The organism is Streptomyces sp. NPDC104381, from assembly GCF_055583745.1.
In genome coordinates, this window is sequence record NZ_JBVJNK010000014.1 from 26,162 (window position 1) to 39,861 (window position 13,700).

General features: G+C 71.0%; 12 protein-coding genes. 4 read left to right on the top strand and 8 right to left on the bottom strand.

The genetic code is table 11. The features are described from left to right. Nucleotides 1-13: 13 nt before the first annotated feature. Genes ACZ607_RS34315 through ACZ607_RS34325 form a run of 3 tightly spaced genes read right to left on the bottom strand, consistent with a single transcriptional unit; the run spans nucleotide 14 to nucleotide 2,440 of the window. A complete protein-coding gene (locus ACZ607_RS34315) occupies nucleotides 14-799 on the bottom strand; it encodes an ABC transporter permease (protein ID WP_469741687.1) in 786 nt (261 codons plus the stop codon). Then, complete coding sequence (locus tag ACZ607_RS34320; RefSeq protein WP_469741690.1) at nucleotides 796-1,758, bottom strand: ATP-binding cassette domain-containing protein; 963 nt, start codon at nucleotides 1,756-1,758, stop codon at nucleotides 796-798. The genes ACZ607_RS34315 and ACZ607_RS34320 overlap by 4 nt, the downstream gene beginning before the upstream one ends. Nucleotides 1,759-1,768: 10 nt before the next feature. Further along, nucleotides 1,769-2,440 (bottom strand): DUF4097 family beta strand repeat-containing protein, encoded by a 672-nt coding sequence (locus ACZ607_RS34325; protein WP_469741692.1) that lies wholly within the window; start codon nucleotides 2,438-2,440, stop codon nucleotides 1,769-1,771. 221 nt (nucleotides 2,441-2,661) lie between these two features. Between ACZ607_RS34325 and ACZ607_RS34330 the strand changes: the two genes are divergently transcribed. Then, a complete protein-coding gene (locus tag ACZ607_RS34330) occupies nucleotides 2,662-3,387 on the top strand; it encodes a helix-turn-helix domain-containing protein (protein ID WP_469741694.1) in 726 nt (241 codons plus the stop codon). Here ACZ607_RS34330 and ACZ607_RS34335 read toward each other — a convergent pair. Next, a complete protein-coding gene (locus tag ACZ607_RS34335; RefSeq protein ID WP_469741696.1) occupies nucleotides 3,381-4,037 on the bottom strand; it encodes a Type 1 glutamine amidotransferase-like domain-containing protein in 657 nt (218 codons plus the stop codon). The genes ACZ607_RS34330 and ACZ607_RS34335 overlap by 7 nt on opposite strands. Nucleotides 4,038-4,122: 85 nt before the next feature. Further along, on the bottom strand, nucleotides 4,123-4,869 hold the full coding sequence (locus ACZ607_RS34340; protein WP_469741698.1) for a DUF4232 domain-containing protein: 747 nt from the start codon (nucleotides 4,867-4,869) through the stop codon (nucleotides 4,123-4,125). Nucleotides 4,870-5,262: 393 nt separating this feature from the next. Between ACZ607_RS34340 and ACZ607_RS34345 the strand changes: the two genes are divergently transcribed. Beyond that, nucleotides 5,263-6,711, top strand: coding sequence for a helix-turn-helix domain-containing protein (locus ACZ607_RS34345; protein WP_469741700.1), 1,449 nt, complete (start codon nucleotides 5,263-5,265; stop codon nucleotides 6,709-6,711). Nucleotides 6,712-6,751: 40 nt separating this feature from the next. Here the strand turns inward: ACZ607_RS34345 and ACZ607_RS34350 are convergent, their stop codons facing one another. After that, complete coding sequence (locus ACZ607_RS34350) at nucleotides 6,752-7,684, bottom strand: RNA polymerase sigma-70 factor (RefSeq protein WP_469741703.1); 933 nt, start codon at nucleotides 7,682-7,684, stop codon at nucleotides 6,752-6,754. A 172-nt stretch (nucleotides 7,685-7,856) separates the two neighbouring features. Between ACZ607_RS34350 and ACZ607_RS34355 the strand changes: the two genes are divergently transcribed. Further along, entirely contained in the window at nucleotides 7,857-8,342 is a 486-nt protein-coding gene (locus ACZ607_RS34355; protein WP_469741706.1) for a carboxymuconolactone decarboxylase family protein, read from the top strand. A 137-nt stretch (nucleotides 8,343-8,479) separates the two neighbouring features. Here ACZ607_RS34355 and argS read toward each other — a convergent pair whose 3' ends face one another. After that, nucleotides 8,480-10,249 carry an arginine--tRNA ligase gene (gene argS / locus ACZ607_RS34360; protein WP_469741711.1) on the bottom strand — a complete coding sequence of 590 codons (1,770 nt, stop codon included), beginning with the start codon at nucleotides 10,247-10,249 and terminating at the stop codon, nucleotides 8,480-8,482. A 148-nt stretch (nucleotides 10,250-10,397) separates the two neighbouring features. Between argS and lysS the strand changes: the two genes are divergently transcribed. Continuing rightward, entirely contained in the window at nucleotides 10,398-12,155 is a 1,758-nt protein-coding gene (gene lysS, locus ACZ607_RS34365; protein ID WP_469741713.1) for a lysine--tRNA ligase, read from the top strand. 63 nt (nucleotides 12,156-12,218) lie between these two features. On the opposite strand, the gene ACZ607_RS34370 is transcribed toward lysS, so the two are convergent. Further along, entirely contained in the window at nucleotides 12,219-13,541 is a 1,323-nt protein-coding gene (locus ACZ607_RS34370) for a DUF2637 domain-containing protein (RefSeq protein ID WP_469741715.1), read from the bottom strand. Nucleotides 13,542-13,700: the final 159 nt, after the last annotated feature.

The following is a 13,700-nucleotide window of genomic DNA, read 5'->3' on the forward strand; positions in this document are numbered from 1 at the left end:
AGAGCGGCCCCGGTCACCTCGGGTCGCGGTCGAACTGGGCCTTCGACCAGCGGTAGCCGAGGACGGTGAGGCCCAGGCACCAGGCGATGGTGATCCACCCGTTGTTGCCGATCTCGGTGCCGAGGAGGAGCCCCCGCAGTGTTTCGATGGCGGGGGTGAACGGCTGGTACTCCGCGATCGGCTGGAACCAGCCGGGCATCGATTCGATCGGGGTGAACGCGCTGGAGATGAGCGGCAGGAGGATCAGCGGCAGGGCGTTGTTGCTCGCCGCCTCGGCGTTGGGGCTGCCCATGCCCATCCCGACCGCGATCCAGGTGAACGCCAGGGCGACCAGCGCCAGCAGCCCGAAGGCCGCGAGCCACTCCAGGGCGGAGGCGTCGGTGGAGCGGAACCCCATGGCGACGCCCACGGCGCCGACGAGTACGACGCTGACGACCGCCTGGAGGACGCTCCCCGCGACGTGTCCGAAGAGCACCGAGCCGCGGTGGATGGCCATGGTGCGGAAGCGGGCCATGATGCCCTCGGTCATGTCCGCCGAGACGGACACCGCGGTGCCGACCATGGTGGAGCCGATGGTCATCAGCAGGATGCCGGGGACGATGTAGGCGATGTAGGCGGAGCGGTCCCCGCCGCCGATGCCCGCGCTCATCGTGTCGCCGAAGATGTACACGAAGAGCAGGAGCAGCATGACCGGGGTGAGCAGCAGGTTCAGGGTGAGCGACGGGTAGCGCCGCGCGTGCAGCAGGTTCCGCCGCAGCATGGTGGACGAGTCGCGCACGGCGAGGGAGAGGGAACTCATCGGACGGTCTCCTTGGGCTGGTCGGGGACGCTGGTGCTGCTGGTCAGGGCGAAGAAGACGTCGTCGAGGTCGGGGGTGTGCACGGTGAGTTCGTCCGCCTCGATGCCGGCCGAGTCCAGCCGGTCGAGGACGGAGCGCAGCGCGCGCTGGCTGCCGTCGTTGGGGATCTGAAGGGACAGCGCCTCGTCGTCGCCCGTGACGTCGTTCAGGGCGGAGAGCGCGCTCCGGTACGCGGCGGGGTCGGAGAAGCGGAGCCTGACGTGTCCGCCGGGGACGATCCGCTTGAGTTCCTCGGCGCTGCCCTCGGCGGCGAGCCTGCCGTCGTGGAGCACCGCGATGCGGTCGGCGAGCTCGTCCGCCTCCTCCAGGTACTGGGTGGTGAGGAAGACGGTGACGCCGTCGGAGACGAGTTCCCGGATGATGCCCCACATGGTGTGGCGGCTGCGGGGGTCGAGGCCGGTGGTCGGCTCGTCGAGGAAGATGATTCTCGGGCCGCCGACCAGCGTCATGGCGATGTCCAGGCGGCGCTTCATGCCGCCCGAGTAGGTGGAGGCCGGCTTCTTCGCTGCCTCGACCAGGTCGAAGCGCTCCAGCAGTTCGGCGGTGGTGCGCCGTCCCTCGCTGCGGGAGAGGTGGTGCAGGTCCGCCATGAGGAGCATGTTCTCCTCGCCGGTGATCAGGCCGTCGACGGCGGAGAACTGCCCCGTGACCCCGATCGCGGCCCGTACCGCCTGGGGGTCGGTGGCCAGGTCGTGGCCGCCGACGCGGATGTCGCCGGAGCCCGGACCCGGGCTGATGAGGGTGGAGAGGATCTTCACGGCGGTGGTCTTGCCGGCGCCGTTCGGGCCGAGCAGGGAGAAGACGGTTCCTTCGGGGACGGCCAGGTCGACGCCGTCGAGCACGGTCTTGTCGCCGAAGGACTTGCGCAGCCCGTTCGCTGCGATGGCCAGGTCGGTCATGGGGAACTCCTCAGAGGCTGCGGGCGGTGATGTCGCCGTGGGCGGTGGTCGCGTGGATGTTCAGGGCGGCGTCGGCGCCGTCCGCGTTCATGAGCGTGTTGTGGATCCGGCCGTAGCCGCTGCCGGCGTCGAGGGAGGCGGAGACCCCGCGAGCGGCGCCGACGGAGATCTCGCCGGCCTCGGTGCGCAGCGTGACCGTGCCGCGTACGGCCTCGGTGATACGGAGGTTGCCCTTCAGGGTGCTGATCCGTGCGGGACCGCCCAGGCGTCCGACGGTGATGTCGCCCGCCTGGAGGGTGAGGTGGGCGCCTTCGGTCTCGTCGAGCTTGGCCGAGCCCTGGGCGCTCTCGAAGGTGACGTCGCCGAGGCGTCCGACGCCCCGGAAGTCGGCACTGGCCGCCTTCGCCTCGACGCGGGAGCCGGCGGGAAGCTGGACGGTGACCTCGACGAACCCGGAGCTGCCGAGGACCCGGTTCGACGCCGCCGGGGCCTCGATGCGCAGGACGCCGTCGCCGCAGACGACTTCGGTCTGCTCGGCGGCCTTCACGTCCCGGCTCTTCGAGGCGTTCGCGGGCAGGATCTCGACCGTGGTGTCGGCCCGGTCCGCGGCGATGAACTGGATGCGTCCCGCGGGGATGTCGAGGATGACCGTGACCGGGGCGGGGGTGGGGAACGTGTGCATCGTGGGCTCCTTCGGTTGGTGTTTCCGATGAGAGAAACGCTACGTTGCATTCACTGTTCCGGCAATCGCGTTGCAGTGAACTTCCCTTGTTATTGCAGGTAGATGAGAGATTTCATTGCAATGGGCTTAAGGCTAATGCAACGAACCGAGCGTGATTCGTTGCAATGAGATGAGGGTGAACGCTATGCTGGGGCTCTCGCGGACCACCAGAGGGAGACCGGATGCCCGGGGGCAGACTCACCCAGCAGGAACGCCAGCAGATCGCGCTGGGGCTGGCCGACGGCCAGGCCTACGCGGAGATCGCCAGAGGCCTCGACCGTCCGACGTCGACGATCACCCGTGAGGTGATGCGGAACGGCGGTCCCACCGCCTACCGTGCCGATCTCGCCCAGCGCGCCACCGGCCATCGCGCCGCCAGGAACGGTCGGGCGGCACCCCGGGGGCAGACGGCACCCCGGCAGGCCGACGGGCGCGACGCCGAGGCGGTGCGCGCGTTCGAGGAGGTGCTCACCGCCGCCCTCCTGCAGTCGGGCATGCCCAAGATGATGTCCAGGGTGCTGGCCTGTCTCGTCATCACCGACTCGGGCAGTCTCACCGCGTCCGACCTCGCCCGGCACCTCCAGGTCAGCCCGGCCTCCATCTCCAAGGCGGTCGCGTACCTGGAGGAGCAGGCCTTCATCCGGCGGGAGCGGGACGAACGCCGCCGCGACCGCTACATCGTCGACAACGACGTCTGGTACCAGTCGATGGTCGCCAGCGCCCGGTCCAGCGCCCAGATAGTGGAGACCGCGCAGCAGGGCGTCGGCATCCTGGGCGCCGGGACCCCGGCGGCCGTCCGCCTGGAGAACATCGCCCGCTTCATGGCGTTCGTCACCGAGAGCATCACGCGCGCCGCGGACCAGGCCCGGGACGTCCTGCACGCCGGGCCGGACACCTCCGGTCAGTAGAGGCGGGTGGTGGGGCCGTCGATCACGAGGGCCTGACCGTCGCGGAGGGTCCGGCAGGGGGTGCCTTCGGCGCGGTAGCGGTCGGCCACGATGCCGAGGATCTCGGTCTCGGGGTGCCCGGGCGAGTCGATGTGGGGCACCACGGCGTGGTCGAGGAGGGCCAGCCCGTCCCAGCGGGCCTCGTCGCCGTACGCGGTGCGCACCGCCTCCGGGGCGTCGCACTCCTCCAGGCCCCGCAGAGCGGGGGCCAGGACGCAGGCGCCGGCGCTGTAGCCCGCGTAGACGAGCGCGTCCTGCCGCAACAGGTCCACCAGGGCCCGGTCGGCCCGGCTGCGGGCCATGGCCTGGCGCAGGACGAACACGTTGCCGCCGCGCACCCAGACCAGGGGGAACTCGGCGAGAGCGGCCGCGACCCGTTCCGCGGGGCGCTCGAAGAACGTACGCAGGTCGAGTTCGACCGGCCGCAACCCGAGCGCGGAGAGCGCCCCGAGCTCCCGCTCGACCGCGGCCTCGCGCTCGCTGTCCGGCAGGGCGTCGACCGCGTTGGCCACCACGGCGACCGTGACGTCGGTGGCGGGCGGCCGGTGCAGCAGGGCCAGCATCCGCTCCGGGTGGTCCCCTGTCCGGAAGGACGAAAGATACATGCGCATCCGTGGACCGTAGCGGGCCGGGAGGTCCGCCGACGGCGGAACGGGCGTGGCACCGGACCTCCGGTGCCACGCCCGTTCGCGAGGGTCAGTACATGAGGGCGTTGTCCATCTCGGTCTGCCAGTACGTGACGGTCAGGGTGCTGTCGACGTACACGTCCTTGCCCAGCGGGACGTCCACCATCCCGCCGGCGGACCCGGAGTTCCTGTTCTGGAAGCCGACGGCCAGGTCCCGGGTGGAGTAGCCGCCCGAGCCGCTGCCGTCGGCCGACGAGGTCAGCACGCCGGCGTAGGCGGACTCACCGGGGGCGACCGTGACGACGGCCTGCGGCTTGCTGTCCTCGACGACCGGGGGGACGGACTGCGCCTCACCGAACTTCAGGAACGGGTAGGAGAAGGCGTTGCAGGCCTTCGAGCCGGTGTTGGTCACCGTGAGCAGCATGTGGTTGACGGGGCGCTGGACGCCCGTGATCGTGAGCTTGGTGTTCGCGCCGGTGCACGTGGGCAGGGACCCGCTGCCGGTGTCCCCCTGCGGCTGCTCGGCCGCCGGGGCGCGGGTGGCGGAACCGGATTCCTTGGCGGTGCCGGAACCGGAGCCCGAACCGGAAACGGAACCGGAATCGGAGCCGGAAGTGCCCGAGCCGTCGGTCGTCGTGCTGTCCGACGCGGGGGCCGCCGAGGTGCCGGAGGCCGGCTTCTGAGACACGGAGTCGGCGGCGCCGTCCGCGGCGGCCGTGTCGCCTCCCTGGCAGGCCGTCAGCGCGAGGGCGGCGAGCAGCGCGGCCCCGCCGAGGACGGAGGTGCGGGCGGTGCGGCGGAAGTGGAGGTTACGCATGAGTGGTTCTCCCCGTTCGGTGTGGCTGGTGCCCGGGGCGCCGTTTGGCACCCTGACGTGCGGGCGGGTGTACTGGTCGGTGACGCGTGATCAGGTGCTCCGCAGGAGTGCGACGACGACTGCGACGCAGCCGATCAGCACTACTGCGGCGACCGCGTCGGTCAGGCTGAGCGCGGGTCGGGTACGCATGGCGGCTCCCGGGACGGACGAGGGTGGGATGTGCGGATCGTGGGGAACGCCGCGGTGTGTCCACATCTTGTCCAGGCCCGGATTTCCGTCGCAACGGCCGGCCGGGCATGCGGGACGCTGGAACGCTCGCACCTACTCTGACCTGCGTGAACACCACGTCCCTGGAACGCGTTCCGGGAACGGAGAGAAGGAGAAACGGTCCAGATGGCCCCAGAGATCCAGGAGTTCGCGGCGCAGCTCAGGGAGTTGAAGGGGCGGTCCGGGCTCAGTTACGGAGCGCTCGCCCAGAAGCTGCACATGAGCACCTCGACCGTGCACCGGTACTGCAACGGTGACGCGGTCCCGCATGAGTACGCGCCCGTCGAGCGCTTCGCGCGTGTCTGCCGCGCCTCCGCCGACGAGTTGGTGGCGCTGCACCGGAAGTGGATCCTGGCCGACGAGGCGAAGCGCCGGGGCGCGCGGAAGCCGGAACCGGGCACGTCCCCGGAGAGAGCCGAGGCGGAGGCGGAAGCGGAATCAGATCCACGCCCCGAAGCGGAACCGGCGGAGGGGCGGACGCCGACACCGGACCCGGGCCCGGCATCAGCAACACCACCAACGCCGGCACCGGCACCGGCATCAGCAACACCACCAACGCCGGCACCGGCACCGGAAGCGGCATCGCCGGAAGGACCCGTGCCGGAGGACGTGACGCCGCAGGAGTCCGGCCGCCCCGGCGCCGTACCCGCTCCCCGCCGGCGCGCCTCCAGGAAGCTGCGCGTCCTGCTCACCGCGGTGGCGGTCGTGGCCCTCACCGTCCCCCTGGCCCTCACCTTCCACAGCCTCGGGCGCGACGAGGCCACCGACGACGGACGGGCGGAGACGGCGCACAGCAACGCCCCGGTCGTCCCCACCGGCAGGGCGACCGGGAGCGCCCTGCCGAGCAGCAGCGTCAGCCCGTCGCCGACGCCCGACCGGACGGCGGCCTCCTCACCCGCCGCCACGAGCAGTGCCACCCCCTCGCCCTCCTCGCAGGGGCCGCAGGGCGGTGGCGTACCCGTGCACGCCACCATCAGCTCGTACAACTGGGAGGAGCCCTGCGGGCAGTACTACCTCCTCGACGAGAAGCCCGACGACGTCCCCCCGAACCCCTCGCCCCAGGACCGCCGTAGCTGGGCGCGGGCGCTCGGGGGTGTGGACGGAGGCGACATGAAGCTCGCCCTCACGCTCCAGGGGACGTCCGGCGAGGCGGTCGTGCTCAACGCGCTGCACGTGCGGGTGCTGGGGCGCAACGCGGCGCTCCCCTGGAACGCGTACTCGATGGGGAACGGCTGCGGGGGAGGCATCACGCCACAGACCTTCGACATCGACCTGGACGACAGCCGGCCGCGTTCGAAGCCCGTCGCCGGGGAGGACGCCGGTGTGGTCGTGCCCGCGAAGGACTTCCCGTACCGGGTGAGCTCCACCGACGTCGAGGTGTTCCACATCGACGCGCACGTGGAGGGGCACGACGTGACCTGGTACCTGGAGCTGGAGTGGACCAGCGGCGGCCGGAGCGGGACCCTGCGCATCGACGACCGGGGCGAGCCGTTCCGTACGAGCAGTCTCAAGACCCGGCCGAGCTACATCTACCGCCCCGACACCGCCCAGTGGGTGCCGGAGGGAGAGGAGTGACAGGAGGGACAGGAGTGACTGGGCTGGCGGAGGACCCGGCTCAGCGGCGCAGCGCGGTCTCGCGTTCCATGTGCGACAGCTTCTGGGGGTTGCGTACGGCGTAGAGCCCGGTGATCAGGCCGTCGTCGAAGCGCACCGCCATGACGCTGTCGAGCGCCCCGTCCAGCCGGAGGACCAGCGCCGGGGCGGCATTGACCTGAACCGGGCTCAGCGACAGCTCGGTGACCTTGGCCAGCCCGCCGACCAGCAGCCGGGCCACCTTGTCCGCGCCCACGACCGGCCTGAGGATGGCCTGCTTCACTCCGCCCCCGTCCCCCAGGAGGACGACTTCCGGGGCGAGGACGTCGACCAGGCTCTGCACATCGCCCGTCTCGACGGCCCGTCGGAACGCGTCGAGCGCCTCCCGGGTCTCGGACGGGGGCACCGTCCCGCGTGGCCGGCGCGCCGCGACGTGGTCCCGCGCGCGGTGCGCGATCTGGCGGACCGCTGACTGGCTCTTGCCCACGGCGTCCGCGATCTCGTCGTACCCGAAGGCGAACACCTCGCGCAGCACGAACACCGCCCGCTCGCTGGGTGTCAGGGTCTCCATCACCAGCAGCATCGCCATCGAGACGCTGTCGGCCAGCTCCACGTCCTCGGCCACATCGGGTGAGGTGAGCAGCGGCTCGGGCAGCCAGGTGCCGACGTACGACTCCTTGCGGCGGCCGAGCGTCCGCAGCCGGGTCAGCGCCTGCCGTGTGGTGATCCGGACCAGGTACGCGCGCCGGTCCCGCACCGTCCCGAGATCGACGCCGGCCCAGCGCAGCCAGGTCTCCTGGAGGACGTCCTCCGCGTCGGCGGCCGAGCCGAGCATCTCGTAGGCGACGGTGAACAGCAGATTGCGGTGGGTGACGAACGCCTCGGTGGCGGGGTCCGCACCGGTCCGCCCCGCCGTGTCCCGCGCGTCCTCCGTGTGCTCGTGTCCGCTGTCCACCTGGGTGCTCCTGCCTGTTCGCGCTCGACGGTTCACGGGCACAGGACGCCGGCCGCCCCCGTTCTGTGACATCACCGCGCGGTGGCGCAGGTCACAGCTCCTTCTGTCACACGCGGCGGCCCGCCGGGGTCTTGTGTCCGTCCAGTGCACCACCCCGAGAGAGGACGACGTCATGGACGCACGGTTCAACCTGTTCGAGAACGGGATCGGCTCCCGGTTCGCCAAGCGGTTCGCGGGCGCCGGCCTGGTCGTTCAGCAGTCGTCGCTGCCGAAGTCCACACAGGAGCTGGTGTCGCTGCGCGCCAGCCAGATCAACGGCTGCGGTCACTGCATCGACATGCACGTCAAGGAGGCCGCGGCCGCCGGGGAGACCGCGGTCCGGCTCCACCTGGTCGCCGCCTGGCGGGAGTCCACCGTGTTCACCGAGGCCGAGCAGGCCGCGCTGGCCTTCGCCGAGGAGGGCACGCGGCTCGCCGACGCCCACCAGGGAGTCTCCGACGAGACCTGGGACCAGGTGCGCAAGCACTACGACGACGACCAGCTCGCCGCGCTGATCTGCCTGGTCGCCCTGATCAACGCCGCCAACCGGCTCGCCGTGATCACGCACCAGAAGGGCGGTTCCTACGAGGCCGGCATGTTCGCCGCGGCGTTCGACTGACCCGCTCCGACTGACCCGCTCCGACCGGCCGGCTCAGGCCGGCCGGCTCGGACCGGCCGGCCGGACCGGCCGGAGGAATGCGCACGGGCCCGGCCCGGATCGGATGATCCGGGCCGGGCCCGTGCGGCAGCCGGGGGTCAGAGACGCTCGGGCGTCCTGATGCCGAGCAGCTTCATGCCTTGGTGCAGGGTGCGGGCGGTGAGCTCGACCAGGAAGAGCCGGTTCTCGACGACCTCCGGGGCGTTCTCGTCGCTCAGCACCTGGCACTGGTCGTAGAACGTGGTGAGGTGCGAGGCCAGCTGGTAGAGGTACGCGGCCAGCTTGTGCGGCTCGTACCCCTCGGCCACCTCGGCCACGACCTCGCCGAACTGGTCCAGGTGCAGACCCAGCGCACGTTCCGCCGGGGCCAGCTCCAGCTCCGGGTGCGCGGCGGGCTTCGCGTCGCCCGCCTTGCGCAGGATGGAGCGGATCCGGGCGTAGGCGTACTGGAGGTACACCGACGTGTCGCCGTTCAGCGACACCATCTGGTCCAGGTCGAACTTGTAGTCCCGCACGGCGGAGGTCGACAGGTCCGCGTACTTCACGGCGCCCACGCCGACGTACCGGCCGTTCTCGACGATCTCCTCCTCGGTCAGGCCCACCTTCTCGGCCTTCCCCCGGACCACGGCCGTGGCCCGCTCGACCGCCTCGTCGAGCAGGTCCTCCAGCCGGACCGTGACGCCCTCACGGGTCTTGAACGGCTTGCCGTCCTTGCCGAGGACCGTGCCGAAGGCGAGCTGGTGGGCCTTGACGTCCTCGTTCAGCCAGCCGGCGCGGCGGGCCGTCTCGAAGACCATCTTGAAGTGCAGGGACTGCCGGGCGTCCACGACGTACAGCAGGGAGTCGGCCTTGAGGCCCTGGACCCGGTCGCGGATCGCGGAGAGGTCGGTCGCCGCGTAGCCGTAACCGCCGTTGGTCTTCTTGACGATCAGCGGGACCGGGTTGCCGTCCGGGCCCTTCACATCGTCGAAGAACACGCACAGCGCACCCTCGGAGCGGACGGCGACGCCCGTCTCCTCCAGGATCCGGCAGGTCTCCTCGAGCATGTCGTTGTAGCCGGACTCTCCGACGATGTCCGGGTCGTCGATCTTCATGTCGAGCTTGTCGAAGACGGAGTAGAAGTAGATCTTCGACTCGTCGACGAACCGCTGCCAGTGCGCCAGCGTCTCCGGGTCACCGGCCTGGAGCGCCACCACCCGGTCACGGGACCGCGCCTTGAACTCCTCGTCGGAGTCGAACAGGACCCGCGACGCCTTGTAGACCCGGTTCAGCGACGACATCGCCGCCTCGCCGTCCGTCTCGTCACCCTCGTGCTTCAGCTCGTCCGGGTGCTCGAAGAGGTACTGGATGAGCATGCCGAACTGGGTGCCCCAGTCGCCGATGTGGTGGCGCCGGACGACGTTCTCGCCGGTGAACTCCAGGATCTGGACCATCGCGTCGCCGATGACCGCCGACCGCAGGTGGCCGACGTGCATCTCCTTGGCCACGTTGGGCTGGGCGTAGTCGATCACGGTGGTGCCCGGGGCGGACTTCACCGGGACACCGAGCCGGTCGCCGTCGGCGGCCCGCGCGGCGAGCGTCCGGATGATCGCCCCGTCGGTCAGCGTGACGTTGAGGAAGCCGGGGCCCGAGACCTCGATGTCCTTGATCAGCTCACCCGCCGGAAGGGCGTCCGTGACCTTGGCCGCCAGCTCGCGCGGGTTGCCCTTGAGCTTCTTGGCGAGCGCCAGGATCCCGTTGGCCTGGAAGTCGGCCCGGTCGCTTCGGCGCAGCAGCGGGTCCGCGGTGCCGGCCTCCGGCAGAGCTGCCGTCAGGGCGTCCGCCAGCTGCTGCTGGAGCGTGGAAGCGAGGGAAGGGACCGAGGCCATGAGCCGGCTGCCGTTTCGGTAGAGGACAAAGGATCTCTCCAGTATTCCACGGGGTGTAAAGCCGTTTTCGCGCTGCGGGTGGTACCTGGGAGAATGGGGGGCGCCCCTGATGGGGGTCGCCCCTACGAGTCCTACACGAGAGAAGGACGTGCCGACCGTGGCTTCGAGTCAGAGCAGCACCGAGACCGACTGGGTCTCCCGCTTCGCGGACGATGTCATCGCCGAATCGGAGCGACGTGCGCCTGGCAAACCGGTCGTCGTCGCCTCCGGCCTCTCCCCGTCGGGCCCGATCCACCTGGGCAACCTCCGCGAGGTCATGACCCCGCACCTGGTCGCCGACGAGATCCGCCGCCGCGGGTACACCGTGCGCCACCTGATCTCGTGGGACGACTACGACCGCTACCGCAAGGTGCCGAACGGCGTCGAGGGCGTCGACGACTCCTGGCAGGCGCACATCGGCAAGCCGCTGACCTCGGTGCCCGCCCCGGCCGGGTCGGCGTACCCGAACTGGTCCGAGCACTTCAAGGCCGCCATGACCCAGGCCCTGGACGAGCTCGGTGTCGAGTACGACGGCATCAGCCAGACCGAGCAGTACCTCGCGGGCACCTACCGCGAGCAGATCCTGCACGCGATGAAGCACCGCGCGGACATCGACGCCGTCCTGGACCGCTACCGCACCAAGAAGGACGGCGCGGCGGGGGCGAAGGGCAGGAAGCCGCAGCAGAAGAAGGTCGACGAGGCCGAGCTGGAGGCCGCCGAGGGCTCCGGCGCTGCGGACGAGGATGACGGCAGCTCGAACACCGCGGGCTACTTCCCGTACAAGCCCTACTGCGGCAACTGCGAGAAGGACCTCACCGTCGTCACGGCGTACGACGACGACACGACCGAGCTGAACTACACCTGCTCGGCGTGCGGCTTCGCCGAGACGGTCCGGCTCAACGAGTTCAACCGCGGCAAGCTGGTCTGGAAGGTCGACTGGCCGATGCGCTGGGCCTACGAGGGCGTGATCTTCGAGCCCAGCGGCGTGGACCACTCCTCGCCCGGCTCCTCCTTCGTCGTCGGCGGCCAGATCGTGCGCGAGGTCTTCGACGGCGTCCAGCCGATCGGCCCGATGTACGCGTTCGTCGGGATCTCCGGCATGGCGAAGATGTCCTCCAGCAAGGGCGGCGTGCCGACCCCGGCCGACGCGCTGAAGATCATGGAGGCGCCGCTGCTGCGCTGGCTGTACGCGCGCCGCAAGCCGAACCAGTCCTTCAAGATCGCCTTCGACCAGGAGATCCAGCGGCTGTACGACGAGTGGGACTCGCTGGCCCGCAAGGTGGCCGACGGCACGGTGCTGCCCGCCGACGCCGCCGCGTACGCCCGGGCCGTCGGCACGGCCGCCGGGGAGCTTCCCAGCACCCCGCGCCCGCTGCCGTACCGCACGCTCGCCTCGGTCGCCGACATCACCGCCGGTGCCGAGGACCAGACGCTGCGCATCCTCAGCGAGCTCGACCCGGAGAATCCGCTGACCTCGCTCGACGAGGCGCGGCCCCGGCTCGACCGCGCGGAGAGCTGGATCACCACCCAGGTGCCGGCCGAGGCCCGCACCATCGTCCGGGGCGAGCCGGACAAGGAGCTGCTCGGCTCCCTGGACGACCAGGGCCGTGAGTCGCTGCGGCTGCTGCTCGAAGGGCTCGACTCGCACTGGTCGCTGGACGGGCTGACCACGCTCGTCTACGGCGTACCGAAGGTGCTGGAGGGTCTGGAGCCGGACGCCAAGCCGACGCCCGAGCTGAAGGCCGCCCAGCGCTCCTTCTTCGCCCTGCTGTACCAGCTGCTCGTCGGCCGGGACACCGGGCCGCGCCTGCCCACGCTGCTGCTCGCGGTCGGGGCGGACCGGGTGCGGACGCTGCTGGGCGCGTAGTACCGGGACGGCATGAGGACGGGCGGGCCGCTCAGCGGCCCGCCCGTCCTCATGTCTCTTCCCCTACGCGATGTGGTCCGCGGCCATCTCGTTGTCGAAGCGCTGCTTGAAGCCAGGCAGCATCCGCCGGAGCAGCGCGGCGCTGCGCGGGTGACGGACGTTGTGGCCGTCCGACAGGTGAATGTCGAGCACCTCGGCGCTCGGGTAGTCCTGGTGCTGATGCGTGTACGCGGTGAACACCTCGTACGCGATGTCGCTGAACTCGATCTCGTCCTCGGTCCATTCGGCCGGGTCGGCCTCCTGGCCGGCGCCCTGTTCCGGCTGCCGCCGCGGCTCCTCCGCCTCCGGTTCGGCCGGGCGGGGGTGCGGGAACGCGCCGACCGTGCCCACGTTGCCGAGGGGGCGGGTCCGGCCGGGCGCCCCCGAGGGGATCATCACGGGGCCGGGGTCCACGCCCTCGTCGTACGTCGGGTCGTACGCGCTCTCGTACGCCTCGTCCAGCACCTTCGGCGCGGCGAACCAGGGGCTGTCGTGCGAGCCGGGGTCCTCCTGGGGGTACTGCTGCTGCGCGTGCTGGTGCTGCTCCTGCTCGTATGCGTCGTACGGGGCGGGCTCGTCCTGCGGCTGCGCGGCGTACGGGAGTTGGGGATGCTGCTGTTCCGCCTCCGCGACCGCCGGGACGGGCGGCAGCAGCGCCGGTTCGATGCCCGCGGCGGCGAGACCGGCCGGGGCGGTCTCGGCGAGCGGCACACCGTACTTCGCCAGGCGCAGCGGCATCATCGACTCGACGGGGGCCTTGCGGCGCCAGTTGCGGCCGAAACGGGCCTGGAGGCGGGCCTGGTAGATCAGCCGGTCCTGTTCGAGCTTGATGACCTGCTCGTAACTGCGCAGCTCCCACAGCTTCATCCGGCGCCACAGCTTGAACGTGGGGACGGGGGAGAGCAGCCAGCGGGTGAGGCGGACGCCCTCCATGTGCTTGTCGGCGGTGATGTCCGCGATCCGGCCGACCGCGTGCCGCGCGGCCTCGACGGCGACGACGAACAGGATGGGGATCACCGCGTGCATGCCGGTGCCCAGCGGGTCGGGCCAGGCGGCGGCGCCGTTGAAGGCGATCGTCGCCGCGGTCAGCAGCCAGGCGGTCTGACGCAGCAGCGGGAAGGGGATGCGCATCCACGTCAGCAGCAGGTCCAGCGCGAGCAGGACGCAGATGCCCGCGTCGATGCCGATCGGGAAGACCAGCGAGAAGTCGCCGAAGCCCTTCTCCTCCGCGAGTTCACGGACGGCGGCGTACGAGCCCGCGAAACCGATCGCGGCGATGAGCACGGCGCCCGCGACGACGACCCCGATGAGTACGCGGTGTGTGCGTGTCAGCGGTATTGCGGCCACCCGCGATCCCCTCCCGAACATTCGACGGCCCGGCTCCACTTCGGCATCCGGCGCGGGCACAGCCTGGCACATGCCGGGCGGGCCCGTTGCGCGGGGAGGGGCCGAAGCCCGGTGCTCGCGGGGGCACCGGGCTTCGTTGAAGCGGCTCGGGGCAGGGGA